Origin of the sequence: Vibrio ichthyoenteri ATCC 700023 (assembly GCF_000222605.1) — a bacterium.
Classification (GTDB): domain Bacteria; phylum Pseudomonadota; class Gammaproteobacteria; order Enterobacterales; family Vibrionaceae; genus Vibrio; species Vibrio ichthyoenteri.
Window position 1 is genome coordinate 19,216 of sequence record NZ_AFWF01000031.1, and the last position, 23,133, is coordinate 42,348.

16 protein-coding genes are annotated in these 23,133 nt (G+C 45.8%); 6 read left to right on the plus strand and 10 right to left on the minus strand.

The window, feature by feature from the left end; all coding sequences use genetic code 11:
* Positions 1–82 precede the first annotated feature (82 nt).
* Positions 83–676, minus strand: coding sequence for a TetR/AcrR family transcriptional regulator (locus tag RH85_RS03490; protein ID WP_006710816.1), 594 nt, complete (start codon positions 674–676; stop codon positions 83–85).
* Positions 677–857: 181 nt separating this feature from the next.
* On the opposite strand from RH85_RS03490, the gene RH85_RS03495 reads away from it, so the two are divergent.
* The gene (locus RH85_RS03495) at positions 858–1,973 is read left to right on the plus strand and encodes an efflux RND transporter periplasmic adaptor subunit (protein ID WP_006710817.1); all 1,116 of its coding nucleotides are present in this window, start codon (positions 858–860) and stop codon (positions 1,971–1,973) included.
* The gene (locus RH85_RS03500) at positions 1,973–5,023 is read left to right on the plus strand and encodes an efflux RND transporter permease subunit (RefSeq protein ID WP_006710818.1); all 3,051 of its coding nucleotides are present in this window, start codon (positions 1,973–1,975) and stop codon (positions 5,021–5,023) included. Before RH85_RS03495 ends, RH85_RS03500 begins: the two co-directional genes overlap by 1 nt.
* A gap of 468 nt (positions 5,024–5,491) precedes the next feature.
* Here RH85_RS03500 and RH85_RS22895 read toward each other — a convergent pair whose 3' ends face one another.
* The 4 genes from RH85_RS22895 to RH85_RS03520 all read right to left on the minus strand — a co-directional run bounded on the left by RH85_RS22895 (position 5,492) and on the right by RH85_RS03520 (position 9,803).
* Positions 5,492–5,656, minus strand: coding sequence for a hypothetical protein (locus RH85_RS22895; protein WP_006710820.1), 165 nt, complete (start codon positions 5,654–5,656; stop codon positions 5,492–5,494).
* Positions 5,657–5,845: 189 nt separating this feature from the next.
* The gene (locus tag RH85_RS03510; RefSeq protein WP_006710821.1) at positions 5,846–6,097 is read right to left on the minus strand and encodes a DUF3081 domain-containing protein; all 252 of its coding nucleotides are present in this window, start codon (positions 6,095–6,097) and stop codon (positions 5,846–5,848) included.
* Positions 6,098–6,317: 220 nt separating this feature from the next.
* Positions 6,318–8,471, minus strand: a complete 2,154-nt coding sequence (pta, locus tag RH85_RS03515; RefSeq protein WP_006710822.1) for a phosphate acetyltransferase — start codon at positions 8,469–8,471, stop codon at positions 6,318–6,320.
* Positions 8,472–8,606: 135 nt separating this feature from the next.
* Positions 8,607–9,803, minus strand: coding sequence for an acetate kinase (locus tag RH85_RS03520; RefSeq protein WP_006710823.1), 1,197 nt, complete (start codon positions 9,801–9,803; stop codon positions 8,607–8,609).
* Positions 9,804–10,165: 362 nt separating this feature from the next.
* On the opposite strand from RH85_RS03520, the gene yfbV reads away from it, so the two are divergent.
* Positions 10,166–10,618 carry a terminus macrodomain insulation protein YfbV gene (yfbV, locus tag RH85_RS03525; protein WP_005594701.1) on the plus strand — a complete coding sequence of 151 codons (453 nt, stop codon included), beginning with the start codon at positions 10,166–10,168 and terminating at the stop codon, positions 10,616–10,618.
* Positions 10,619–10,943: 325 nt separating this feature from the next.
* Here the strand turns inward: yfbV and ald are convergent, their stop codons facing one another.
* On the minus strand, positions 10,944–12,068 hold the full coding sequence (ald, locus tag RH85_RS03530; RefSeq protein WP_006710824.1) for an alanine dehydrogenase: 1,125 nt from the start codon (positions 12,066–12,068) through the stop codon (positions 10,944–10,946).
* A 156-nt stretch (positions 12,069–12,224) separates the two neighbouring features.
* Between ald and lrp the strand changes: the two genes are divergently transcribed.
* Positions 12,225–12,719 carry a leucine-responsive transcriptional regulator Lrp gene (gene lrp, locus RH85_RS03535; RefSeq protein WP_006710825.1) on the plus strand — a complete coding sequence of 165 codons (495 nt, stop codon included), beginning with the start codon at positions 12,225–12,227 and terminating at the stop codon, positions 12,717–12,719.
* Positions 12,720–12,961: 242 nt separating this feature from the next.
* Positions 12,962–16,057 carry a DNA translocase FtsK gene (locus tag RH85_RS03540; protein ID WP_006710826.1) on the plus strand — a complete coding sequence of 1,032 codons (3,096 nt, stop codon included), beginning with the start codon at positions 12,962–12,964 and terminating at the stop codon, positions 16,055–16,057.
* Positions 16,058–16,378: 321 nt separating this feature from the next.
* Here RH85_RS03540 and dsbB read toward each other — a convergent pair whose 3' ends face one another.
* Positions 16,379–16,903: a disulfide bond formation protein DsbB gene (gene dsbB / locus RH85_RS03545; protein WP_006710827.1), complete on the minus strand. Its 525-nt coding sequence runs from the start codon at positions 16,901–16,903 to the stop codon at positions 16,379–16,381.
* 82 nt (positions 16,904–16,985) lie between these two features.
* Entirely contained in the window at positions 16,986–18,572 is a 1,587-nt protein-coding gene (gene nhaB / locus RH85_RS03550) for a Na(+)/H(+) antiporter NhaB (protein ID WP_006710828.1), read from the minus strand.
* A gap of 636 nt (positions 18,573–19,208) precedes the next feature.
* Here nhaB and fadR point away from each other — a divergent pair.
* The gene (gene fadR / locus RH85_RS03555) at positions 19,209–20,048 is read left to right on the plus strand and encodes a fatty acid metabolism transcriptional regulator FadR (protein WP_006710829.1); all 840 of its coding nucleotides are present in this window, start codon (positions 19,209–19,211) and stop codon (positions 20,046–20,048) included.
* A gap of 95 nt (positions 20,049–20,143) precedes the next feature.
* Here fadR and RH85_RS03560 read toward each other — a convergent pair whose 3' ends face one another.
* Positions 20,144–21,220, minus strand: a complete 1,077-nt coding sequence (locus RH85_RS03560; protein WP_006710830.1) for an FAD-binding oxidoreductase — start codon at positions 21,218–21,220, stop codon at positions 20,144–20,146.
* Positions 21,221–21,363: 143 nt separating this feature from the next.
* A complete protein-coding gene (hcp, locus tag RH85_RS03565) occupies positions 21,364–23,025 on the minus strand; it encodes a hydroxylamine reductase (RefSeq protein ID WP_006710831.1) in 1,662 nt (553 codons plus the stop codon).
* Positions 23,026–23,133 lie beyond the last annotated feature (108 nt).

A 23,133-nucleotide genomic window follows, 5' to 3' on the forward strand; every position in this document is an offset into this window, starting at 1 on the left:
AAAATGGGGCTTTTTTGTACGTCACATCGCCATTACTGCAGGGCATGATTGTGGCCACGAGTCAGATGGTCAAACGCTCAGATTAAGGGGCGAACGCACGGATGATGGTGGTGACAATCGTTGCGACTTTTTCCTCAAGCTCTTCATCTTTTGGTCGCGGTAAAATATCGAGCACCTGCGGCCAAAATAGTAATCCTTGGAATATGCTGACATAGACACTGGTAATGGTTTGCGCATCGATAGCGACCAATTGTCCACTGGCGAGTGCTTTTTCAAACCATGTGCTGACTGAGCGAGTCCGATAGAGGCGTTGGGTAACACTTTTGGCTAAATCCGGCTGACGGAAAAACTCCATGATGATGGTACGTGATAGAGCAATACCATAGATGTTATACATCACATCAATTTCACGCAGTGTGACTAATCTTAGTTGCTCTTCAAGCGGTGCGTTTGCATCAAAAGGATAGTCAATATTACGCACAACACTCTCCTGTATTTGAACCAGTACCTCTTCAAATAACAGCTCTTTGCTTTCGAAATGGCGATACAAAGTCCGCTTAGATACCTCTGCCGCTGTACAAACATTATTCATGTTGGCGGCTGAAAATCCATATTGAATGAACTCTTCTTTAGCAGCCTCAATGATGGCAAGTCTCTTTTGTTCTGAGCGGGTCATCTTGTTCCTCCCTAAGTGCGATGCGAGCAATGGCTTCAGTCTAACAATATGCATCTCAAAGGTAAACTTTTGAGTTTACTTTGCTTGCGAGCTCAAATAAAATCCAAAAATAAACTCGCGAGTTTACATTTACTGGCTCTAATTCAGAGCAGATGCAATCTTTGCCTCTTAGGAGAACAACGTGAAAAAAGCGCACAATACCGTCACTGCAGCCAAGTTTAAAACGCTCGCATTGGCGATTAGTATCTCTTTATCTGGTGTTATGTTGTCAGGCTGCGGTGCTGAAGCCGAAGTCGCAACGGTTAAGCCTTCGGTCAAACCGGCCTTAACGGAAACGATCACCGCTAGCCGTGGTGACAACCTGAGCTTTAATGGTGTTGTTCGCGCGGCTGAACGAGCGGATTTGTCGTTTCGTATTGGTGGCCGTTTGACAGACATTTTGGTTAAAGAAGGTGATCGCGTTACCCAAGGTCAGCTGTTAGCGCGTTTAGATTCTCGTGATGCAGAGATCGCATTGGCCTCTTCAAAGCTAGAGCTGAATAACGTTGAAGCAGAATATCAGCGTGCAAAAGCCATATATGAAAAGAGTAAAGCGATTTCAAAAAGTAGCTTAGATGAGTTAACCACTCGTTTTAACCTGGCTAAAAACCGTCGCGATGAAGCGCAACGTCAATTAGATTACACCCGCATTGAAGCACCATTTGATGGCATTATTGGCCGTAAGCTCGTCGATAATCATATGCAAATCCAAGCCAATACTCCGGCGTTCACTCTACATGATTTGAACGATATGGAAGTGGTGATCCACATCCCTGATAGCGTGATGCTTTCTGGCTTAAGCAGCACTAAAGCTCAAGCCGAAATTAGTGCTATTCCAAGTCAATTATTTGATTTGAATCTGCGTTCGTATGCCACTCAGGCGGACCCTATTTCACAAACTTACGCTGTGGTTTTAGGTTTTGAAAACCTTAACGGCTACCGCGTACTTCCAGGTATGACGGTGAAAGTGTTACCGGCGGAGCAAGACAATAATCTTGATAACCCTCTGATCACTCTACCAATCACCGCGGTCGTTCCAGATAATCAAGGTAAGCAGTTTGTTTGGCTGGTAGGCGCTGACAACAAGGTGAGTAAACGCTTTGTTGAAGTGGGGGCTTTAAGCCGCGATCGTGTGGTGATCAATAACCACTTAACATTGGGCGAAAAGGTTGTGATTGCGGGTGTCTCAAGCCTGCAAGATGGGATGGAAATCCGCCCGATGAGCAATGATAACCAAGGTAATAACGAGGCTCACTAATGAATATTGCTCGCTATACCATCGCCAAACGCACCAGTGTGTGGGTGATGATTGCCCTGATTTTATTGGGTGGTTACATCAGCTACTTAAAACTGGGCCGCTTTGAAGACCCGGAATTTGTGATTCGCCAAGCGGTCATTAACACGGCTTACTCTGGCGCTACGGCACAAGAGGTGTCTGATGAGGTAACGGACTTAATTGAAGGCGCGGTGCAATCGCTGCAAGAGCTCAAAGAAGTTAAATCCGTTTCTAAGCAGGGCATGTCGGAAGTCACGGTTGAGATCAAGCTGGAATTTGCCAAGAGCTCTGCTGAACTGCAACAAGTTTGGGATAAGCTAAGACGCAAAATTGCCGATGTGCAGCGTCAGTTACCTCCAGGTGCAGGGCCATCAATTGTTAATGACGACTTCTCCGATGTTTACGCGTTGTTCTTTGCGGTAACCGGAGAGGGTTACAGTGACAAGCAGCTGCAAGATTATGTTGATGGCTTGCGCCGCCAACTCGTGCTTGTGCCGGGGGTGGCGAAAACTGCTACATTGGCTGAACGTCAAGAAACGATCTTTGTTGAGATCTCAAGTGAACGCTTAGCCAAATTTGGTGTTTCAGCGCAGCAAGTGTTCCAAGTATTGCAAAAGCAAAATTTGGTGACCGTTGCGGGTGCGATTGAAACCACCGACATGCGTATTCCGGTGATTCCTGATTCAAACATTCGTTCGTTTGATGATCTGCGCAATTTGCAAGTGGGCGTTGGCCAAGGTAATACAGTGATGCGCTTGGGCGACATCGCAACGGTGACCCGTGGCTATCAAGAGCCTGCTAGCATGTTGATGCGCTACAACGGTGAGCGTGCGGTTGGTTTTGGTATCTCCAATGTCACTGGCGGTAACGTAGTGGATATGGGCGATGCGGTTAAAGTGCGCCTTGCTGAACTTGATGACCAACGTCCTCTTGGTATGGAATTGCATGTCATCTCGATGCAGTCTGATTCTGTTCGCGCTTCGGTGGCGAACTTTATCGATAACTTAATTGCGGCGGTTGCGATTGTATTTTTAGTGTTGCTGCTGTTTATGGGCGTTCGCTCTGGTGTGATCATCGGCTTTGTTCTTTTACTGACAGTCGCGGCAACGCTGTGCATCATGTTCATCGAAGATATTGCCATGCAGCGAATCTCTCTGGGAGCACTGATCATTGCGCTCGGCATGCTGGTGGACAATGCGATTGTGGTGACTGATGGTATTTTGGTGCGTTTGCAACAAAATCCAGAAGAAGACAAAGAAACCATAGTGTCCGAAGTCGTTGATGCCACCAAATGGCCACTGCTTGGCGGTACGGTTGTGGGTATCTGTGCGTTTAGTGCCATTGGTTTGTCACCGTCTGATATGGGTGAATATGCGGGTTCGTTATTTTGGGTCATTCTCTACTCGATGTTCTTGAGTTGGGTGTTTGCCGTCACGATTACCCCGATGCTTTGTTTTGACTTTTTGAAGGTGAAAGCCAACAAAGGTGAAGTGAAGGTTGGCCGCATGATGGCGATGTACAAAGTCTTGTTGGCTTGGGTACTGAGACATCGTCTAGCGAGTCTGATGATGCTATTTGGCTTGATGGCTGCGGCAGTATATAGCTTAAAATACGTACCACCTGGTTTTATGCCTGACTCGCAGCGTCCGCAATTTGTGGTTGATGTTTATTTGCCACAAGGGTCGGATATCAGTCGTGTTGAGCGCATGATTGCCAATATTGAGCAAGATGTAAAAGCCAAAGAAGGGGTGACCAACATTGCCAGCTTTATTGGTGGGGGCGGTTTACGTTTCATGCTGACTTACTCTCCAGAAGCGCGCAATACGAGTTATGGTCAGCTGTTGATTGACATCGACGACTACAAAAAAATCGCACCATTACTGGTTGAGTTGCAAGATGAGCTAGCCGTGAAATACCCAGATGCGTCGATCAAAGTGTGGAAATTCATGCTCGGTCGCGGGGGGGGTAAAAAAATTGAGGCGGCGTTCAAAGGCCCAGACAGTCACGTGTTGCGCCAATTAGCTGAGCAGGCTAAAGCGGTCATGCAAGCCGATAACAATTTGATTGCGGTACAAGATGATTGGCGTCAACAAGTACCAGTGCTTCGTCCTGTTTATTCGGCAGAAAAAGCACAGCGCTTCGGTTTAACTACGCAAGAGATTAACCAAGCGATTGCACAGACGTTGTCAGGCCGTAATGTCGGTGTTTACCGTGAAGGGGATGACCTGATCCCTATCGTGGTGCGTTCACCTTTGAATGAACGTAACCACCAACGTGCGGTTGAAAATACCGAAGTGTATAGCGCAACCGTTGGTGGCTACATTCCGGTTAGCCAATTGGTCGATTCCGTCGATGTGGCGTGGCAAGATGCGATTTTACGTCGTGTAAACCGCACTCCTACAATTATGGTGCAAGCAGATCCGGCTCCGGGCGTTCTAACGTCAGATGCCTTTAACACGGTGCGCAGCCAGATTGAAGCGATCGAATTACCAGCAGGTTATGAGTTGGTTTGGTACGGAGAATACAAGGCATCAAAAGATGCTAATGAAGGCTTGGCGATTTCTGCTCCTTACGGTTTTGCGGCGATGATTTTGTCAGTGATCTTTATGTTCAATGCTGTGCGTCAGCCTTTGGTTATTTGGCTAACTGCACCGTTAGCGGTGATTGGCGTAACGGTTGGATTGATAGTATTCCAGACGCCATTTGAGTTTATGGCCATTCTAGGCTTCTTGAGCCTCATCGGCATGATGGTGAAAAATGCCATCGTACTGGTGGACCAAGCTGATGTGGAAATTGCTCAGGGTAAAGCGGCTTACTTTGCGATTATTGATGCCGCAACCAGCCGCGCTCGACCGGTGCTATTGGGCGCATTGACCACGATTCTCGGCGTCGCGCCATTGCTGATTGACCCGTTCTTTAAGAGTATGGCGGTGACCATCATGTTCGGTTTGTTGTTTGCAACCATTCTGACCTTGATTGTTATTCCACTATTCTATGCGTTGTTCTTTAGAGTGAAAGTTGAGCAAGAATAAAACGTATTGAACTGCTCATTGATTGAGAAACAAAAAGCCATCGCAATTGCGATGGCTTTTTATTAGTCGTGGGCACTCGGCAGCTTAGGCGAAATTAGTGATTTTTAATCAGAGAAATAGTGCCGATGTAACAGCTAGAAAGATACTCACCGTAGCCATTACAGTGTGCGTTAAGCTTGGGGAGTTGGTTTTCTTGCAGTTCAATTGCTTTACTAGAACAGTCCTCTTGGCACTCTGCACCGCTGCCGAATAAACGCGCATTGCAACTGTTGCGGCTTTTTTGATCAACTAACATCCAGAAAAATGGATAAAAATAGAGTGTTCAGAGTTATTTATACGAGCTTTATATCGAGTAAAGTAGGCTGGAGCAGAAAGGTGTTTTTGGTGGCGAGAGCCGTAAAGCTTTTAGACGATACTCCCGGCGTAATGATTTGGGAGTATCGCTTTTTCAATTCCTTGAAAGGCTGGTTACAAAACCCAAGAAAGGCTTAGTAACAAAACTACTGCCGAAGTCGCGAGGAACATCGCGGTAAGCGTTAAGATTTCAGCAAAAGTTGAAATTTGTTGCTTACTGCTATTATCGACTTGGGTAGTTTCTTCAGTGTCCAACATTGATTGAGGTGCTGAGTTCATTTTTCACAACCTTATGTAATCATGTTTCAAAAGACAGGTTGAATTCTATCAATTATGTGATCTTCGTCAAACTATTTTGGTAATTTAATTACAAAATATTTTTATCAAACAAGGCCTAAGAGAAATGATTGGCTGACTTGCTAACGTTGATTCGTACGGCCAGCCCGGTGTCGGTTGTACACGAGATGGCTATTTGACTAGTGCACTTAGCTGGCTGAGGAAAGCGGCTTTATTGTGTTCTTGTTCATAATTTAGCTGATATGTGTTGTGAAAGCCGATCGACAATTCCACGCCGTGTCCCTTTAAGTAGACGTTATAGCCGTCATAGTCGGAAAAGGCTTCTATGCCTTGGTAGCGTCTACCTAACTCTGTTGGAATTCCGTTACGCATAACACATTCATACGCCAGTAAAACGGTGTTGGGGTCGAGATCGTTTTTCATCGTACTCTCCTTCCATCGTGGTTTCGCGGTGGAATCAGGATTTGCCGAGTTCTCTATTTAGTATGGTTAACGAGTACTTAATCTGCCAGTGAAGGGTAGGGCTGCAGTTACGAGTATAAGTGAGAGATGACACTTCAGGCTGTGGGAAATTTAGAAACAAAAAAGCCCCCATCTCTGGAGGCTTTTTAATGACTCAATTCAATAGTGAATTAGGCAATAATTATTTGTTCACTTGGTCAGCTTGATCCGCTTGGATAGCCGTTAGAGCTACAGTGTACACGATATCGTCTACTAGAGCGCCACGAGACAAGTCATTTACTGGCTTGCGCATACCTTGAAGCATTGGACCGATAGAAACTAGGTCAGCAGAACGTTGTACAGCTTTGTAAGTCGTGTTACCAGTGTTTAGGTCTGGGAATACGAATACAGTTGCTTTACCCGCTACTGGAGAGTTTGGTGCTTTAGAAGCAGCAACGTTTTCCATGATAGCAGCGTCGTACTGTAGAGGACCGTCGATGATTAGATCAGGACGTTTCTCTTGAGCTAGTTTGGTTGCTTCACGTACTTTATCAACGTCTGCACCCTTACCAGATTCACCAGTAGAGTAAGAGATCATTGCTACGCGTGGTTCGATACCAAATGCCGCTGCAGAGTCAGCAGATTGGATAGCGATTTCAGCAAGCTGTTCAGCAGTTGGATCTGGGTTGATCGCACAGTCACCGTAAACCAATACTTGGTCAGGTAGTAGCATGAAGAACACAGAAGATACGATAGACGCATCTGGCGCTGTTTTGATGATTTGGAACGGAGGAACGATAGTGTTTGCAGTGGTATGAACCGCACCAGAAACTAGACCGTCAACTTCGTTGTTCTCAAGCATCATTGTGCCTAGGAATACTGAATCTTGTAGCTTCTCACGAGCAACAACTTCAGTCATGCCTTTCGCGCCACGTAGCTCAACTAGACGAGCAACATAGTTTTCACGAACTGCATCTGAATCGATGATTGTTACGCCAGCACCTAGTTCAACGCCTTGTTGCGCAGCAACGCGACGGATTTCTTCAGGGTTACCTAGCAGCACACATTCTGCGATACCGCGCTCAGCACAGATTGCAGCAGCTTTCACTGTACGTGGCTCGTCACCTTCAGGAAGAACGATACGCTTACCTGCTTTACGAGCGAACTCAGTAAGTTGGTAACGGAATGCTGGTGGGCTTAGACGACGAGACTTTTGCGTGCCTTCAGTCATAGACTCAATCAAGTTGCCGTCGATGTGACCTGCAACGTGATCGTTGATGAACTCGATACGCTCTTTATCGTCTGCTGGAACTTCAATGCTGAAGCTTTGTAGGTTCAGCGAAGTCTGCCAAGTGTTACCTTGTGCTTTGAAGATCGGCAGGCCAGTATCGAATGCAGGCTTACATAGACCTTCAATTTCTTGAGGGATGTCGTAACCGCCAGTCAATAGGATTGCGCCGATTTCTACGCCGTTCATTGCTGCTAGTGCCGCTGCAACGATAACGTCAGGACGGTCAGCAGAAGTAACAAGTAGAGAACCTGGTTTAAAGTGCTCAATCATGTTTGGTAGTGAACGTGCACAGAACGTGATGCTCTTGATGCGACGAGTGTTGATATCACCAGCGTTGATGATGTCAGCATTCAGGTGTTGAGCCATATCGATCGCGCGAGTTGCGATTAGATCGATTGACCAAGGCACACAACCAAGTACACGAATTGGAGAAGTGTTGAAGATCTCCATCACTTTCATTTGGTTGGTTTGTGCGCTGTCTGCATCGTCAAACATTTCTGATAGATCTGGACGAGTACGGCCAGCTTCATCAACAGGTGCGTTTAGCTTGTTGATGATAACGCCAGAGATGTTTTTGTTCTTAGTACCGCCGAAGTTAGAACATGCTACTTCGATACGCTCTTTAAGTTGCGCAGGGTTATCAAGACCAGGAGTTGCAACCAATACGATTTCAGCACCAAGTGTTGCCGCGATTTCTGCGTTCACTTGGTTAGCGAATGGATGCTTACGAGTTGGTACTAGACCTTCGATTAATGTTACGTCCGCATCTTTGTTGATTTGGTTGTAACGTTCTACGATAGTTTCTAGTAGCTCGTCCATGTTGTCGTTACCGATTAGGCTTTCAGCAACAGACATTTGCATTGGAGTGCCGATCTGCATATCGCTGTTTGCGCCAACGATAGTAGAAGTTAGATCAGGCTGATCGCCGCCAGAACGTGGCTGAGCGATAGGCTTATAGAAAGAAACTTTAACGCCCTTGCGCTCCATAGTGCGAAGAACACCCATGCTAACACTAGTAAGACCAACACCAGCGCTAGTAGGGATAAGCATAATAGTACGAGACATCGACTAATTACCTTACATTATTGGATTAAAAGCTCAATTACGTATTCCATGAAATCTCATGGAATAGGAGTTGAGCCCCTAAATTTCTATTTATAGAAAAAACTGGCCAGCCCGAAGGCTAGCCAGTTGAGTCAATTACAGACCTGCTAGACGTGCAGTGTCTTCAGCGATAACTAGCTCTTCGTTAGTAGAGATAACCATTGCTGGGATGCGGCTGTTTGCAGTAGTGATAGTACCTTCACCACCGAAACGTGCTTTAAGGTTTGCTTCGCTGTCTACTTCGATACCGAAGATAGCTAGACGGTTAAGAACCATTTCACGGATTGGGCCAGAGTTCTCGCCGATACCGCCAGTGAAAGTGATTGCGTCTAGACGACCTTCTAGAGAAGCAGTGTAACCCGCTACGTATTTAGCTAGACGGTGACAGAACACGTCCATTGCGCGAGTTGCTTCTTCTTTCTCACCGTAGTTGTCTTCAACGAAACGACAGTCTGAAGTCACTTCAGTTAGACCTTGTAGGCCAGACTCTTTAGTTAGCATGTTGTTGATTTGCTCAACAGAGTAACCTAGTGCGTCGTGTAGGTGGAAGATGATCGCAGGGTCGATATCGCCACAACGAGTACCCATTACTAGACCTTCAAGAGGAGTTAGACCCATAGAAGTATCTACAGATTGACCGTTCTTGATTGCACATACAGATGCGCCGTTACCTAGGTGACAGTTGATGATGTTAACTTCTTCAACTGGCTTGTTTAGTAGGCCTGCAACTTCACGAGTGATGAATAGGTGTGAAGTACCGTGCATGCCGTAACGACGGATACCGTGCTCTTTGTATAGGTTGTATGGAAGAGCGTATAGGTAAGACTCTTCAGGCATAGTTTGGTGGAACGCAGTGTCGAATACAGCAACGTTTTGTAGCTCAGGGAAGTTGTGTTTAGCAGCTTCGATACCGATAAGGTGAGCAGGGTTGTGAAGAGGTGCAAAAGTTGCAGCGTCTTGGATGCCCTTAAGAACTTGATCACAAATAAGTGCTGATTGAGTGAACTGCTCGCCACCGTGAACGATACGGTGACCGATCGCGCCTAGGTTAGCTTTAAGCTCTGGCTTAGAAGCAAGAATAGTTTCTACCATGAAAGATAGTGCTTCTTCGTGTGCTGCGCCTGCGCCTAGTTGAGCTTCGTGCTTGCCATCAAGTTTCCACTTCATACGAGCTTCTGGAAGACCTAGACACTCAGCAAGACCTGTTAGGTGCTCAGCACCAGTCTCTGCATCAACAATTGCAAACTTAAGAGAAGAACTACCGCAGTTTAAAACTAAAACTAGCTTTGACATGTATGACTACCTGTTAATCGTCTGATAAAAATCAGTTAGGATGAAATTTAACCACAAGAATAGTCGAGTCTAGTATAACTGCGTACCATTCTTGCTTAAAAAGCGCTTAAATCCATGTATAAAAAGAGGTCGCTTTACCATGAAAGCAACTTGTGCAATCCTTGCAGATATCTCTCAACGTTGCCTAAATTGTAAATAAGAGCAACAATGAGATTGAGGGCATGCCAAGGATAGCGATAATAGACAAATATAACAAAAAAAATTTGAAAGAATATTAACTTTCGTCAATTTTTTACGCGTTTAGTTGAAAGTTTCAACTTATTTTGAAGTTAAGTGCCTTGTACCGGAAGTGAGAGAGTAATATGAATAATAAAGTCGGTCTCGTTCACAGCTTACGTGATGGTCAAAAGTACATGGATACTTGGCCTGTGCGCAAAGAACTCGCGCCACTGTTTCCAGAGCAGCGCATTATAAAGGCAACACGTTTTGGTATGAAGGTAATGCCAGCCGTTGCAGCGATTAGTGTACTTACGCAAATGGTCTTTACCAATCACCAAGCACTACCGCAAGCAGTGATCGTGGCTCTGTTCGCGATCAGTATGCCGATTCAAGGCATGTGGTGGTTAGGCAATCGTGCCAATACGCAATTGCCGCCTTCATTGGCTGGGTGGTATCGTGAGTTGCACCAAAAAATTATTGAAAGTGGTTATGCTCTAGAACCACTTAAAGCGAAGCCTCGTTATAAAGAGTTGGCTCGCATTCTAAATCGCGCGTTTCGTCATTTAGATAAAACGTCACTTGAGCGTTGGTTCTAAAAACCGAGCTTTAGAAACACAGCGTTTCGCTTCGTCTCACGTCGAGGGACAAGATCGCTTGGGGATTCGGCAAGGCGGTTGACGATATTTAACTAACAAACGATATTCCGATTAGTGGTCATATAGGTCGTTATACGAACAAAAAGGGTTGGCATTGCGCCAACCCTTTGTCTTTTTAGTCGTTAATGTTTATTGGCCAGTGTTTAGCGGCCAACGTTGAGAAGTCTTACACTCTCGACTCTCTGATCTCTTTTCTCGACTCTTTCACCTCTTTTCTCCAAGCGAAGTGCTCTCACTTCTATTGCCGCTTCTTGATGCTCTTAAATCAGTTAAACATCTCAATCGCTTTCTCTGGCTCAATGAATTCAAGGTTAAATGCTTCTGCCACTTCTTTGCAGGTCACTTTTCCGTGGATTACGTTCAAGCCTTCTAAGAAGCCTTTATCTTCGAGCAGTGCTTGGCGATAGCCTTTATTGGCCAGTTTGACTATATAAGGAAGCGTGGCGTTGTTGAGGGCAAAGGTTGAAGTGCGAGCCACTGCGCCTGGCATGTTGGCGACGCAGTAATGAACCACATCATCGACAATATATGTTGGGTCTGCATGGGTCGTTGCATGTGAGGTTTCAAAGCAGCCACCTTGGTCGATGGCGACATCGACAACCGCCGCACCGGGCTTCATTTTTTTGATATGCGCTTTAGTGACTAATTTGGGAGCGGCGGCGCCGGGGATTAATACCGCACCAATAACAAGATCGGCTGCGACAACGTGTTTTTCGATGGCGTCTTCAGTCGAATACACCATTTTTGCCCTTCCTTGGAACTCTTCGTCTAATTTGCGAAGCGCATCAATGTTTCGATCGAGAATCGTTACATCGGCACGCAGGCCGACGGCCATACGAGCAGCGTTGGCACCGACTACACCCCCACCTATTACTACGATTTTGGCTGGTTCCACTCCAGGAACACCGCCAAGTAATAATCCACTGCCGCCATGGGATTTTTCCAGAGTTTGGGCGCCTGCTTGTATCGACATGCGTCCTGCGACTTCCGACATTGGTGCAAGTAGTGGCAAGCGACCCATATTATCTGTTACAGTCTCATATGCTATACAGACGGCTTTACTCTTGATTAGCTCATCAGTTTGTGGAAAATCTGGGGCTAGGTGTAGATAAGTAAATAATATCTGCCCCTCGCGGAGCATTGAACGCTCGGAAGCTTGAGGTTCTTTTACCTTAACAATCATTTCTGCTGTCGAAAAAACGTCAGCAGCAGTAGGAAGAATGGATGCGCCTACAGCGATGTAATCATCGTCTGAGAATCCGATGCCAGATCCGGCTAGGGTTTCAACAAAAACTTGGTGACCTTGAGACACTAGCTCGCGGACGCTGGCTGGAATCATGCCGACGCGATATTCGTGGTTCTTGATTTCCTTTGGTACGCCAATGATCATCCTGACTCCTCATTTTTTTTTGGTTGTAATAACTGTGTGTAGGGTAGTATTGTCGAATTAATATCTAGTATAAGAGCAAATGTTTAACATTTGATACTAAATATTAAAAAGATGTAGTATATATTTTTGCAAGGAAGTAATAAGGTGGAATAAAAAATGGCAGACAACAATAAGAAGCCGTCCAAGGATCTAGACCGTATCGATCGCAACATTCTTAATGAATTGCAGAAAGATGGTCGAATTTCAAACGTAGAGTTATCAAAGCGTGTGGGCTTGTCACCAACACCATGTTTAGAACGTGTTCGTCGTCTCGAACGCCAAGGATACATCACGGGTTACACTGCGCTACTTAACCCTCAGTATCTTGATGCGTCTCTATTGGTGTTTGTTGAAATCACGTTAAATCGTGGTGCGCCAGATGTGTTTGAACAGTTTAATACCGCAGTACAGAAACTGGATGACATTCAAGAGTGCCACCTAGTATCAGGTGATTTTGACTATCTATTAAAAACGCGAGTTGCTGATATGGGTGCATATCGTAAGCTGCTTGGCGACACATTACTGCGTTTACCGGGTGTGAATGACACACGTACTTACGTAGTAATGGAAGAAGTAAAACAAACTAACCAACTAGTGATCAAAACCCGCTAATTTTGTTTATCAGTGGATAAGGGCCACCCAACAAAGTTTGATTAATAGACGATATGCGTCATTAATTAGTGTCTTTTTTGGTCAGTGTCCACAATTGTTATGCACGTAGAGTGACAGAGGTGGAATACCTTTCGATATTCTGACGTTAGACAATTGGGTTTTTAGCTTCGATATGGTTAAATCTATAGTCCGAGTAGCTTTGCTGCTCGGGCTATTTTTTTCCTAATAAAGATAAGTAAGTTATGTTCAAAAAGAACAGCAGTAAAGTCGAAACAATTATAAAAACCGGGGAAGAGCCTCAGTCTACCCGTTTGTCGGGGCCTGATCGCCTGAAAGAGTGCAGCCTTATTGTCGCTGTACTCGCGTCTATTCTGCTCTATGTTGCTCTGTTAACCTTTAGCCCTGCCGATCCATCATGGTCACAAACGGCGTGGGGAGGGGATATCGCCAATGCCGGAGGCATGTTAGGTGCATGGTTTGCAGACACACTGTTTTTCTCCTTTGGATCATTAGCTTACACCATCCCATTATTAATCGTCGTGACGGCTTGGGTGTGCCTACGCAAGCGTGATGAAGATGACCCTCTTGATTTGATGCTGTGGGGCACGCGTTTTCTTGGCTTTACCATTCTGGTACTTACCAGCTGTGCGCTGGCAGATATCAACTTTGATGATATCTGGTATTTCTCTTCAGGTGGTGTGATTGGCGATGTTCTGACGAGTATTGCGCTGCCAACCCTAAATGCTTTGGGCACGACGTTAGTATTGCTGTTCTTGTGGGGAGCAGGGTTTACGCTGTTAACGGGTATTTCTTGGTTAACTATCGTTGATTGGCTTGGGCATTCAGCGATTAAGGCGTTTACACGTCTATTTAATCGCGTTCGCGGCGAACAAGATGAAGTCATGGAGCCACAACTAAAGCAAGTTGATGACTTCGATTCTGTACCGGTTAAGCCAAGTGCTCAAGTAGACGTGCAAGAGAGCCAAGAGCCGCCACGTCGTTACAACATTCATATGCCAGAGGCAGCAATAGCAGCGGCGACGAGCCAAGCAGTCGCTCAAGCGCCTTCTACGCAACAAGAGAGTGAGTTGGCTCAGCCAGCAACAATAGCGGCTGAAGCGCCGATTGAGACCTACCAGACCATACCTGAGCCTGTTGAAGTGGTTGATGTGCCGCAACAAAGCGTGTTTAACCAGCAAACGACGCCATACCATGCCAATAACGTTACTGCGGATGAAACCTCGCAAATTGAGCGAACTCGTCAGTTAGGAGCGACGATTGAGCAATTGGAACAAGACGCGACTCAAGCCGATGATATGGCGGATCAGTTCATCCCGCCTTGGCAGCAAGATGTTGCTATTGCTCCTGAAACGGCGGCGGCTATTGCGAGCACTGCGGCTCTGCAGTACGCAGAAAATAATCAAGTGGAAATTAGCCCAGCTACGAGTGAGGTTTTTGACAGTTCTCGATTAGAGAATTCGTCATTAGGCCAAACGTCATTAGAAGATAGCCCACTGCCAAACGAAGCGCCTTGGCAACAAGTTGAAACCGCAGCCACGCCTGAGATTAATCAAACTCAGTTGGATGATATTACGCAAAATGTTGAGGTTAGTTCGAGCCACATCGAGCCAACGATTAGTTCATTTGACGTTGCAGAGCCGATTGAAGACGCTCAAGTTTCTCCGGTCATGTCTATCGATGAATCTGCGATCCCTGAAGCGGAAACCCAAGATCAAGACGTTTCAGCATTCCAGTCTATTGTGGCGGATGCACAAGCAAAAGTGGTGGCGAAACAAAATCCATTCTTGGTTCAGCAAGATTTGAATTTACCTAAACCAACGGAACCGTTGCCGACATTGGAGCTGCTGTACCATCCGGAAAAACGTGAAAACTTTATCGATCGTGAAGCGCTAGAAGGCATTGCTCGTTTGGTTGAGTCCAAATTGGCTGATTATAAAATCCAAGCGACCGTGGTGGATATTTTCCCTGGTCCCGTGATCACCCGTTTTGAGCTTGATTTAGCCCCGGGTGTCAAAGTAAGCCGTATTTCCAGCCTCTCAATGGATTTAGCTCGTTCGTTGTCTGCGATGGCGGTGCGTGTGGTTGAAGTGATCCCAGGCAAGCCTTATGTCGGCCTAGAGTTGCCTAATATGAGCCGTCAAACCGTATTCTTCTCTGATGTGGTAGGTAGCCAAACCTTTATCGATGCAAAATCACCAACCACAGTTGTGCTAGGTCAAGATATTGCCGGTGAAGCGGTTATTGCCGATATAGCTAAAATGCCACACGTTTTGGTGGCCGGTACGACAGGTTCAGGTAAGTCAGTGGGTGTGAACGTGATGATCTTGAGTATGCTCTACAAAGCATCACCAGAAGATCTACGCTTTATCATGATTGACCCGAAAATGCTGGAGCTTTCAATTTACGAAGGTATTCCACATCTACTCTCTGAAGTCGTAACTGATATGAAAGATGCGTCCAACGCACTGCGTTGGTGTGTAGGGGAAATGGAACGTCGTTATAAGCTGATGTCGGCACTAGGTGTACGTAATATCAAAGGCTTCAATGACAAGCTGAAAATGGCGGCTGATGCTGGTCACCCAATCCATGACCCATTGTGGAAACCGGGCGATAGTATGGATGAAGAAGCGCCATTGCTAGAAAAACTGCCTTACATCGTGGTTGTGGTCGATGAATTTGCCGACCTTATAATGGTCGTGGGTAAGAAAGTTGAAGAACTGATTGCTCGTTTGGCGCAAAAAGCCCGTGCGGCAGGTGTTCACTTGATTTTGGCCACTCAGCGTCCTTCGGTGGATGTGATTACTGGTCTGATTAAAGCCAACATACCAACTCGTATTGCCTTTACCGTTTCAACCAAAACGGACTCGCGCACGATTCTTGATCAAGGTGGCGCGGAATCGTTGTTGGGTATGGGTGACATGCTCTACCTAGCGCCAGGCTCAAGCCATACTGAACGTGTGCATGGCGCCTTTGCTTCAGATGATGACGTGCATGCGGTCGTCAACAACTGGAAGGCGCGTGGTAAGCCTAATTACATTGAAGAGATCATTAGCGGCGAGCAAGGGCCTGAAAGCCTACTGCCGGGTGAATCGATGGAAGCGGATGAAGATACCGATCCATTGTTTGACCAAGTGGTTGAGCACGTAGTGCAGTCTCGTCGTGGTTCGGTTTCAGGTGTGCAACGCCGCTTTAAGATAGGTTATAACCGTGCGGCACGTATTGTGGAGCAACTTGAAGCGCAAGGCATCGTGAGTGCTCCAGGCCACAACGGCAACCGAGAAGTCTTAGCACCAGCGCCAGGGCGTGACATGAACTAGCAAGAAGCCGGCGAAAACCGGCTTCTTAACTATCGTTTGTAAAAACGTGGTCGAGAGTTAAAGCCTTCGATAGCAAAAGTCCCGAGAGCAGAAGCGCAGGTCATTCCTGCGCTTTTTTATAGGTGTAAAAAAGGGCTGGCATATCGCCAACCCTATCAGTCATAGCAGACCGTTAATCTCGATTCTCGAAGTGCAGCTTTCTTGCTTCTGCTCTTCGCCTCTCGATTCTCAAAGCAAAGCGTTCTAGCTCTTGCTCTTCGCCTCTCGATTCTCGAAGCGCAGCTTTCTTGCTTTTGCTCTTCGCCTCTCGCTTCTCAACTCTTAAAGCTCTTTGCTCTTAGCAAACTGCGCAATCACGATAAACGCTAATGCCACCAGATTACCCGCAAAGATCACCACTAGCCATTGTGGCATCGAAAGCGTTAGGAACTGCCATACCACTTCGGCGCAATCACCGTACGCTTCAAACATGCCCGGAATCCATTTGTTCAGCGGAGCCCAACTAGGGAAGGTAACGAACAGATCGCAGGTAGCAAAAGGTGATGGGTTGAACTGATAGTCAACGTGCTGAAGAGCAAGTTCTAAGCCCTTGTAAGCGCTCGCTCCCCATGCAGCAAGGCCAAGCCAACGAACCCAAAGGTTCTGCGGTGCAATTAACCCAATAATGGCAGCGCCACCAATCCCCATCATTGCAACACGCTCGTAAATACACATAACACATGGGGCTAAATTCATTACGTGCTGGAAGTAGAGTGCACAGGCTTCAAAGATAACAATAAAGAAAAGTAAAAGAGACCATGACAGTCGCCCTTGAGAGAATGTTTTGAGTGTGGATAAAAAATTCACGAGTAATGTCCTTTACAGAAATAAAAAAGCTCTGAATACTCAGAGCTTTTTAACGTGTAACAGTTCCCTAATCAAGGGAAATTTAATGACCGCCTGACACTGCAGCGCTCACTTCACCCACGTGTTGAGTGATCCAATCCGCATCGTAGAACCAAGCAGTAGCCGGTTCAAGGAAGAACACGATACCTGCAAGACCGACAAGCGCAAGCACGATGGTGTATGGCAGAGCCATGATAACCATGCGACCGTACGAAAGACGAATTAATGGAGCAAGTGCTGATGTAAGTAGGAATAGGAACGCAGCTTGACCGTTTGGTGTTGCAACAGAAGGTAGGTTAGTACCCGTGTTAATCGCAACTGCTAGCAGGTCAAATTGATCACGAGTGATTTGGCCATCAATCAGGGCTGATTTCACTTCGTTGATGTAAACTGTACCTACGAATACGTTGTCCGATACCATCGATAGCAGACCGTTAGCGACGTAGAATAGCGCTAACTGAGTGCCTTTATCTTCAACCGCAAGTACCGCATCGATAACTGGCTTAAATAGCTCTTGGTCAATGATAACCGCAACAACCGCGAAGAAAACAGCCAATAGAGCCGTAAAAGGTAGCGCTTCTTCAAACGCTTTACCCATAGAGTGCTCTTCAATTACACCGGTAAATGCTGTTGCAAGAATGATGACTGACAGACCGATCAGGCCAACAGCAGCAACGTGCAGTGCAAGGCCAACGATTAACCAAACTGCGATAGCACCTTGAATCCAAAGTTTTGCCACATCTTGGTTAGTACGAGTCTTACGCTCTTCGTTGTCAAAATCGACTAGGATTTGGCGCACGCTATCAGGCAATTCTACACCGTAGCCGAATACTTTGAACTTCTCTACTAGCGCACAAGTTAGCATGCCACAGAAAAATACAGGGATAGTCACCGGAGCCATGCGGATCAAGAATTCCGCAAATAGCCAGTCAGCTTGGTCAGCAATAATTAAGTTCTGAGGTTCGCCTACCATGGTCATTACGCCACCTAGCGCAGTACCAACACCCGCATGCATAAGCAGTGAACGAAGGAACGCACGGTAGTTCTCAAGGTCATCACGAGTTAGCTCAGTAATGGTTTCGTCTTGAGTATGGTCATGGTCACCGATAAGGTTACCTGATGCCACTTTGTGGTAAATAGAGTAGAAACCAACCGCCACACTGATAACAACCGCAATAACGGTCAGTGCGTCAAGGAAAGCAGAAAGGAATGCAGCGGCAAAACAGAAGGCCATTGACAGCAATACTTTCGAGCGAATCCCAAGCAATAATTTGGTAAAGATAAACAGCAGCAGCTGTTTCATGAAGTAAATGCCAGCAACCATGAAGACAAGTAGCAGCAGAACTTCAATATTGGCAACCAGTTCATGTTTAACTTGATCGGCACTCGTCATTCCAATGGCGACGGCTTCAATCGCCAGCAAACCACCTGGTTGAAGAGGGTAGCACTTCAATGCCATTGCAAGAGTAAAAATAAACTCTGCAACTAATAGCCAACCTGCTACGAACGGATCGATGAAAAAGAATACGATCGGGTTGATAATAAGAAATGAGAAAATGGCAACTTTGTACCAATCAGGGGCTTTACCAAGAAAGTTCTTAATAAACGCATTTCCGAGTGACATCGGCATGATTCAATTACTCTTATATGTTGTTACAAATAGACACTGCGCACGCTTGAATTCACGTGATCGGTAAACTGATGGCATACCGATGAAACAGCGACTTAGAAAAACAACACTCCGAAAACTGTCATGTGGCCTTGCCAAGTCACTCCCTGAGAAAGACAAGCACTTTTAACTTCGGTCGTCACTCTACTCTTCACCGTTATTTAGTCAATCATTATGTTTATATTGACAAAATACATGGCTACTAATTGTAAAAAACGCGAGCGAAGTGGCGTAAGGCTACCATACGAGTTGTGATAAATTCTGTTTGCTGTCTCACGTCGTGCGAAAGCGAAGAATATGACGTTCTATTGAAGGGAAATAACCCTTAATAGTGCTGGGTTTTTGCGTTTTTGCAAAATAAGATTTAATAGTAATGTCTTTGTTTACGGGTGTTTCAGCTATTTTAGTAGAGGTTAAAGTACTATTTTTTTAGTTTAGAGTTATAAAGAAATAGTGACCCTATCTTAATTGGATTAGTGTTATTACTCTATTATTGTTTTGCGAGAAGTTTACAGTTCGTTTGTTTCCGATACGTAATAAGTAGTGGTATGATGAGTTTATCTGATCCCCTATAAATAGAATATTGGACACAACTCAATGGTCATAAAGGCAAAGAGCCCTGCAGGATTCGCAGAAAAATACATAATTGAGAGTATTTGGAAAGGGCGCTTCCCTCCAGGTTCCATTCTTCCAGCGGAGCGTGAACTTTCTGAGTTGATTGGTGTAACTCGAACAACGCTACGTGAAGTACTTCAGCGACTTGCGAGAGACGGTTGGTTGACGATCCAGCATGGTAAACCAACCAAAGTGAATCAGTTTATGGAAACGTCAGGTTTGCATATTCTCGATACCATGATGACCTTAGATGCTGAGAACGCGACTTCTATCGTAGAAGATTTGCTTGCAGCACGTACTAATATTAGTCCTATCTTTATGCGTTACGCTTTCAAGGTAAATCAAGAAAGCTCACTGCGCACCATGCAAAATGTTATTGAATCATGCGAAGCGCTAATCACAGCAGAATCGTGGGATTCATTTATGACTGATTCGCAATATGCAGACAAAATTCGTCAACATATTAAAGATGACGGTGAAAAAGATCCGCTTAAGCGTGAAGCAATTTTGATCGCGAAGACATTTAATTATTATGATTACATGTTATTCCAACGCCTTGCATTCCATTCAGGCAACCAGATATATGGCCTAATCTTTAATGGTTTGAAAAAGCTGTACGATCGTGTTGGTAGCTACTACTTTTCAAATCCAGAAACGCGTAAATTGGCACTGAAGTTCTACCGTGATTTGTATGAAGTATGTGAAACCGGTAACCGTGAGCAGATCCCAGCGATCGTTCGTCAGTACGGTATTGAAAGTGGTCAAATTTGGCATCAAATGAAAACAACACTGCCAACTAACTTTACCGAAGACGACAGCTAATTGTCCATTTAGTGAGTTAACCGCATAGTGATAAGCCCGCCATAGCCATATGACGGGCTTTTTTGTTTCATGCGAGCTCGCTTCCTTTGAGGTGATCAGCCTATTTGTACTGCAAGGTCACTTTCCACTGTTGAGGAGCAGGCGAGTACGTAGCCTTGCTCGATTTCTGCTGCAGTCAGTGTTTCAAGGCTTGTGCTACGAACTGACCCGGCTATTACTTTGCATTTGCATGACCCGCAAATACCACTTCGACAAGCGACGATCAGGGGCAGGCCTGCTGCTTCCAATGTGTCGGCTAATACAGCGCCTTGCTGAACCGTCATCTCTTTATCAAACGCTTCAACAGAAACGGACACCGTTTTATCTTCGGCGTGATCGTCTGGTTCAAATTCATTTGCTGAGCTGATGGGGGTAAAGCTTTCTTGAACGAAATTGCTCATATCAAATCCCAGAGCTTGCAAGTTGTCGTGAGTATCTTGCATAAACTGTTGAGGGCCGCATAAATAGACCGTACGTTGGATTAAATCTGGTACCAATTGCAAAAGCCATTCTTTGTTTAAACGACCTTGTGGATGCATTGTTCCGCTGGCATCTTTTAGTAGTAGTGACAACGTGAACTGTTCTTCGGTTGCAGCCATTGACTCAAGTGCATCAAAGTAGATGGTTTGTTGAGCCGACTTCGCGACATGCAAAAACTGAACATCAACATTAGCACCATTGGCTAGCCACTGCTTGGCCATTGCATAGACGGGTGTGATGCCGCAACCTGCACTTATCAGTAACGCTTTTGTGTTGCCATTGATGGGCTTTGGGGGATGGTCAACGCTATTAAATTCGCCACTGGGTGGCAAGGCAAATAACAGGTCACCAACTTGTAGGTTGTCGAGCAAATAGTTGGAGACTTTACCGCCTTCCACTCGCTTGATGGTGAGTTGTAAATGAGATTCGCCAGCGATCGAACTAAGTGAATACGCGCGATATTCCATTTTTTGCTCAATTTCTACACCAACCGTAATGAATTGGCCGGGTTTAAAATCGAACTGGATGGAATCAAACGCGGCAAGTTGGCTTTCTAGCGGCGCAAGTTTAATGCTCATAGTATCGGGCGTTTCAACATACTTGTCGATGCAACGTAATTGGACGGGTTGAGAGCCCTGCCATTCAAAATACATAGTTAATCTCGTTTACGGTTAGTACATGATGGTGGTTATGTGATGACCCTATGAGGGCAAGTGGTTCATCAGCTACATAACGTTTGGATTAGAGGGGATGAAACCCAAAAAGGCCGACCCTCAAATAAAGGTCGGCGACTCGATTAAGCGCCTAGAATCGCTTGTAGGTCATCTTCAACGTTAGAGATAGAACGCATATCGAACTTCTCTTGAATGATGGCTAATAGGTTGTCGGTTATGAAGGCTGGTGCTGTAGGGCCGGTGTAGATGCCTTTTACGCCCAAAGCGAATAGAGTGAGTAAGATAACGATCGCTTTTTGTTCAAACCAAGAAAGCACTAAGGTTAGCGGCAGCTCGTTGATGCCACAATCAAACTCGTTTGCCAGCGCTAATGCCAATTGGATTGCTGAATAGGCATCGTTACATTGACCCACATCGAGCAAGCGAGGGATGCCGTTAATATCGCCAAACTGATTTTTGTTGAAGCGGAATTTGCCGCAAGCCAGCGTGAGAATTAATGTGTCTTCAGGCGCATTCGCGGTGAAGTCGGTGTAGTAACTGCGTTCGGCTTTGTCACCATCACAGCCGCCAACTAGGAAGAAGTGGCGAATGTTACCTTGCTTAACTTGATCAATAACCGCTGGCGCAGCGTTCATGAGAGCGTTGCGACCAAATCCAACCGTGATCATCTGCTCAATTTCGTTGTGTTGGAAACCTGGGTGACTTAGGGCACATTCAATTACCGCCGAGAAATCATCACCTTCAAGGTGAGCTACACCTGGCCAACCAACGATGCTGCGAGTAAATAGACGATCAGCGTATTGACCGACATCTGGGTTAAGTAGGCAGTTTGATGTCATCACGATTGCGCCCGGGAAGTTAGCAAACTCTTTTTGTTGATTTTGCCATGCGCTTCCGTAGTTACCAGCAAGATGAGGGTACTTATTCAATTCTGGGTAACCGTGCGCAGGGAGCATTTCACCGTTGGTATAAACGTTTATGCCTTTTCCCTCGGTTTGTTGCAGAATTTTCTCAAGGTCATGCAGATCATGACCAGAGACTAAAATACATTTACCTTGGCGGGTCTTTACGTTGACGCTGGTTGGGGCAGGGTGACCAAACGTCGCGGTTTCGCCGTGATCGAGCATTTCCATCACTTTGTAATTCATCAAACCAATCTCCATTGAGCATTCAAGCAGCTCATTGAGGTCCGTTGGTTCAGTGCCTAACCATGCCATGATGTTGTGGTATTGAGAGACGATCGCGCTATCAGTTTGACCCAATACACGTGCGTGTTCCATATACGCTGCAGCGCCCTTTAAGCCGTATAGGCACAGCAGGCGTAAGCCAACAACATCTTCGTTGACCTGCTCTTTACCGCGGTTCACCGCCGCATTGGGAGCAAATGCAAGGATCTTCTCTGCGTTTTCTGGTAACTCAAACTCTGCTACTTGTGGCGCGATTTCAAGGGTTTGATTGGCAAGAGTTGCTGCTGCGATGGTGCTCTGTTTAAGACGTTCTTTGTAAAGAGCTGCTTGGCTGGTTAGCTCCAAAATACGTTCAGGGTCGAAGTTTACGTTGGTCAATGTGGCAAAGAAAGCGCGTGGTGCCCACATATCAATTTCTTGGTCAACAATGTCAAAACGACGAGCTTGAGAAGCCCAGTAAGAAACCCCTTGAAGTAGGTAAACGAGAACATCTTGAAGATCAGAGACCTCAGCGGTTTTGCCACACATGCCTTGGGCAAATGAGCAGCCTTTGATGGTTGGGGTTTGAATCGTCTGTTCACATTGAATACAGAACATAGGGGCTCTCCAGTTTACTCTAAATAATAATTGCGCTGGCCAGCAATTGTTGGCTCACACATCTGTTGTATGAAGCCTATAGAGCACAGAGCGTGCCAAAAGTTATAT

What these genes read in the sequence shown, in the direction of transcription:
- RH85_RS03490 (WP_006710816.1), bottom strand. Translation starts at nt 676, where the DNA reads ATGACCCGCTCAGAACAAAAGAGACTTGCCATCATTGAGGCTGCTAAA.
- RH85_RS03500 (WP_006710818.1), top strand. Translation starts at nt 1,973, where the DNA reads ATGAATATTGCTCGCTATACCATCGCCAAACGCACCAGTGTGTGGGTG.
- RH85_RS22895 (WP_006710820.1), bottom strand. Translation starts at nt 5,656, where the DNA reads ATGAACTCAGCACCTCAATCAATGTTGGACACTGAAGAAACTACCCAA.
- RH85_RS03510 (WP_006710821.1), bottom strand. Translation starts at nt 6,097, where the DNA reads ATGAAAAACGATCTCGACCCCAACACCGTTTTACTGGCGTATGAATGT.
- pta (WP_006710822.1), bottom strand. Translation starts at nt 8,471, where the DNA reads ATGTCTCGTACTATTATGCTTATCCCTACTAGCGCTGGTGTTGGTCTT.
- RH85_RS03520 (WP_006710823.1), bottom strand. Translation starts at nt 9,803, where the DNA reads ATGTCAAAGCTAGTTTTAGTTTTAAACTGCGGTAGTTCTTCTCTTAAG.
- yfbV (WP_005594701.1), top strand. Translation starts at nt 10,166, where the DNA reads ATGAATAATAAAGTCGGTCTCGTTCACAGCTTACGTGATGGTCAAAAG.
- ald (WP_006710824.1), bottom strand. Translation starts at nt 12,068, where the DNA reads ATGATCATTGGCGTACCAAAGGAAATCAAGAACCACGAATATCGCGTC.
- lrp (WP_006710825.1), top strand. Translation starts at nt 12,225, where the DNA reads ATGGCAGACAACAATAAGAAGCCGTCCAAGGATCTAGACCGTATCGAT.
- RH85_RS03540 (WP_006710826.1), top strand. Translation starts at nt 12,962, where the DNA reads ATGTTCAAAAAGAACAGCAGTAAAGTCGAAACAATTATAAAAACCGGG.
- nhaB (WP_006710828.1), bottom strand. Translation starts at nt 18,572, where the DNA reads ATGCCGATGTCACTCGGAAATGCGTTTATTAAGAACTTTCTTGGTAAA.
- fadR (WP_006710829.1), top strand. Translation starts at nt 19,209, where the DNA reads ATGGTCATAAAGGCAAAGAGCCCTGCAGGATTCGCAGAAAAATACATA.
- RH85_RS03560 (WP_006710830.1), bottom strand. Translation starts at nt 21,220, where the DNA reads ATGTATTTTGAATGGCAGGGCTCTCAACCCGTCCAATTACGTTGCATC.
- hcp (WP_006710831.1), bottom strand. Translation starts at nt 23,025, where the DNA reads ATGTTCTGTATTCAATGTGAACAGACGATTCAAACCCCAACCATCAAA.